Origin of the sequence: Mesorhizobium sp. M7A.F.Ca.US.005.03.2.1, from assembly GCF_003997795.1 — a bacterium.
GTDB lineage: Bacteria > Pseudomonadota > Alphaproteobacteria > Rhizobiales > Rhizobiaceae > Mesorhizobium > Mesorhizobium ciceri.
In genome coordinates, this window is the sequence record NZ_RZRP01000945.1 from 1 (window position 1) to 2,254 (window position 2,254).

General features: G+C 62.1%; 3 protein-coding genes. 1 reads left to right on the forward strand and 2 read right to left on the reverse strand.

Annotation, left to right across the window (positions count from 1 at the left end):
• Both EN991_RS32965 and EN991_RS32970 read right to left on the reverse strand, forming a co-directional pair.
• On the reverse strand, positions 1–281 hold a 281-nt coding region (locus EN991_RS32965), incomplete at its 3' end, for an FAD-dependent oxidoreductase (RefSeq protein ID WP_127370309.1).
• Positions 282–312: 31 nt separating this feature from the next.
• Positions 313–783, reverse strand: coding sequence for an Rrf2 family transcriptional regulator (locus EN991_RS32970; protein ID WP_013528705.1), 471 nt, complete (start codon positions 781–783; stop codon positions 313–315).
• A gap of 643 nt (positions 784–1,426) precedes the next feature.
• Between EN991_RS32970 and tauA the strand changes: the two genes are divergently transcribed.
• A partial coding sequence (gene tauA, locus EN991_RS32975) for a taurine ABC transporter substrate-binding protein (protein WP_127370308.1) occupies positions 1,427–2,254 on the forward strand: 828 nt, incomplete at its 3' end.

Sequence of the window (2,254 nt, forward strand, 5' to 3'; positions counted from 1 at the left end):
GCATAGAAGGGCGCCTCCTCAGCCGTTGCCAGGCCGCGTTCCTGAAGCCAGCGCCAGAAATTGCCGGGATCGTCGGCATAGGCGCTCATGCCGGCGGCGCTGACATTCAGTACATGCGCCGACAGCAGCGTCGAATAGGCGATGCCCTGACCGAAATGCGGGCGCCTTTCGATCAGCGTGACGCGCAGGTCGGGATTGGGCGACTTCAGGAGATGCGCGGCCAGCACGACGCCGCTGGCGCCGCCACCGACAATGATGATGGAGTTGGCGCGCCCGGTCATAGGCATGCCTTCGCTCTGCGCAGCGCCAGTGTCAGGCCTGGACCTTCACCGCGACCGGCAGATCGCCGATGCCGACCGACAGGTCGTCGAGAGAGATATCGCGCATTTCGGCGAGGCTGCGCTGATCGAGCACCTCGGCGATCGCCTGCCGGACCTCGAGCATCAGATGTCGGACTTGGCATGTCGCCTCGTTGCAATCTTCACAGCGCTGGTACTGGGTGCGGCTGGCACAGGGGATCGGCGCCAGCGGACCGTCGAGGACGCGCACGACATGGCCGACCTTGATCTCGTCGGCGGGCCGCGCCAGGCGATAGCCGCCATCCTTGCCCTTGCGGCTCTGGACGAAGCCGGCATTGCGCAACTCGCCCAGGATGGCGTCGAGAAATTTCTTCGGGATGTTGTTGCCGGTGGCGACGTCGTTGACGAAGGCGAGCTGCCCGGCCGGCAATCGCGCGAGGTGGACAAGCGCCTTGAGGCCGTACTTACCTTTTTTGGTGAGCATGAGATCAAATTTTCTCTGGCATGCGACGGCATGGAACCATCGGTTGCAAAACGCCTGGCGTGCGTTGCCGCCGCGTCCAAGCCCGCATGACACATAAATTCTAGTGACATGATGTACAAGCCGAGAACTGCTGATTTTGCTTCGTTTTCAAGCCGCGCGGGCCATTTTGACCAGCCTTTGTGCCCACAGGGATACAAAAGCGCACGAGTTTGGGGGCGCGATCATCGCGATATGGTGACTGCTCATCGTCGCCTCCAGTCTCAATGTCGATAAGATTACTATACTTACCCTCGAACACGCGGAATGGGTTGTCAAATCGGCGGTTGTTTGAGGCATGAATTTGCCTGGAAGAGGCCGGAAGCGGGAATTCTAGTTCGCGGTGGGCGTAGGCGGAGCCATCACCGCAGTTCAGGAGGTTAGAGGTCGGTGGGACAGAGGGGGGCGCTGGCCCGCCGGCGTCGAAAGGCCTGCCCTGTGGCGACACTCTGCCCCACCGCAACCACCCTATCCGCCTCACCACCTCACCATCGACAGCTTTTTTCTAACAAGCCCGCCTTGGTTGGAAGGATTTAACTCTACAAGAACCATAGAATTAGCTGACTATTATGAAGCATTCCGGTTTTTCTCTTTTCAGGAGCCCTTCATGTCCATCATTTCGCGACGCATTGTTCTCCTCTCATCAGCGGCACTTGCCGGCGCGGCCTTCCTCGGCCCGGCCCTGGCCGACGACCTCAAGATCACCATCGGCTACCAGACGGTGGTCGAACCCTCGAAAGTGCCGCAGGCCGACGGCGCCTATGAAAAGGCGACTAAGGCCACCATTGATTGGCGCAAATTCGATTCCGGCGCCGATGTCATCGCCGCGGTCGCTTCCGGTTCGGTCGATATCGGCTATGTCGGCTCGAGCCCGCTGGCGGCGGCGGCGAGCCGCGAGTTGCCGATCCAGACCATCTTCATCGTCGGCTTGATCGGCGAATCCGAGGCGCTGGTGGCACGCAACGGCGCCGGCATCGAGAAAATCGCCGATCTCGCCGGCAAGAAGGTCGCCGTGCCGTTCGTCTCGACGACGCATTACAGCCTGCTCGCAGCACTGAAGCATGAGGGCGTCGATCCGAAGTCGGTCGAGATCCTCAATCTCCGGCCTCCGGAAATCGCCGCCGCCTTCTCGCGCGGCGACATCGACGCCGCTTATGTCTGGGATCCGGCGCTCGGCCAGATCAAGACGACGGGCAAGGTGGTGGTGGATTCCTCGCAGGTCGCCGCCTGGGGCGCGCCGACCTTCGACGCCTGGATCGTGCGCACCGACTTCGCCGAAAAGAACCCGGAAGCGGTGCGCGACTTCGTCAAGGTGACGGGCGCGGCATATGCCGAGTTCCTCGCCAAGCCCGAAGCCTGGTCGGTATCGTCGCCGCAGGCGGCCGCGATCGCCAAACTCACCGGCGCCAAGCTGGAAGAAGTGCCGCAGCTGCTC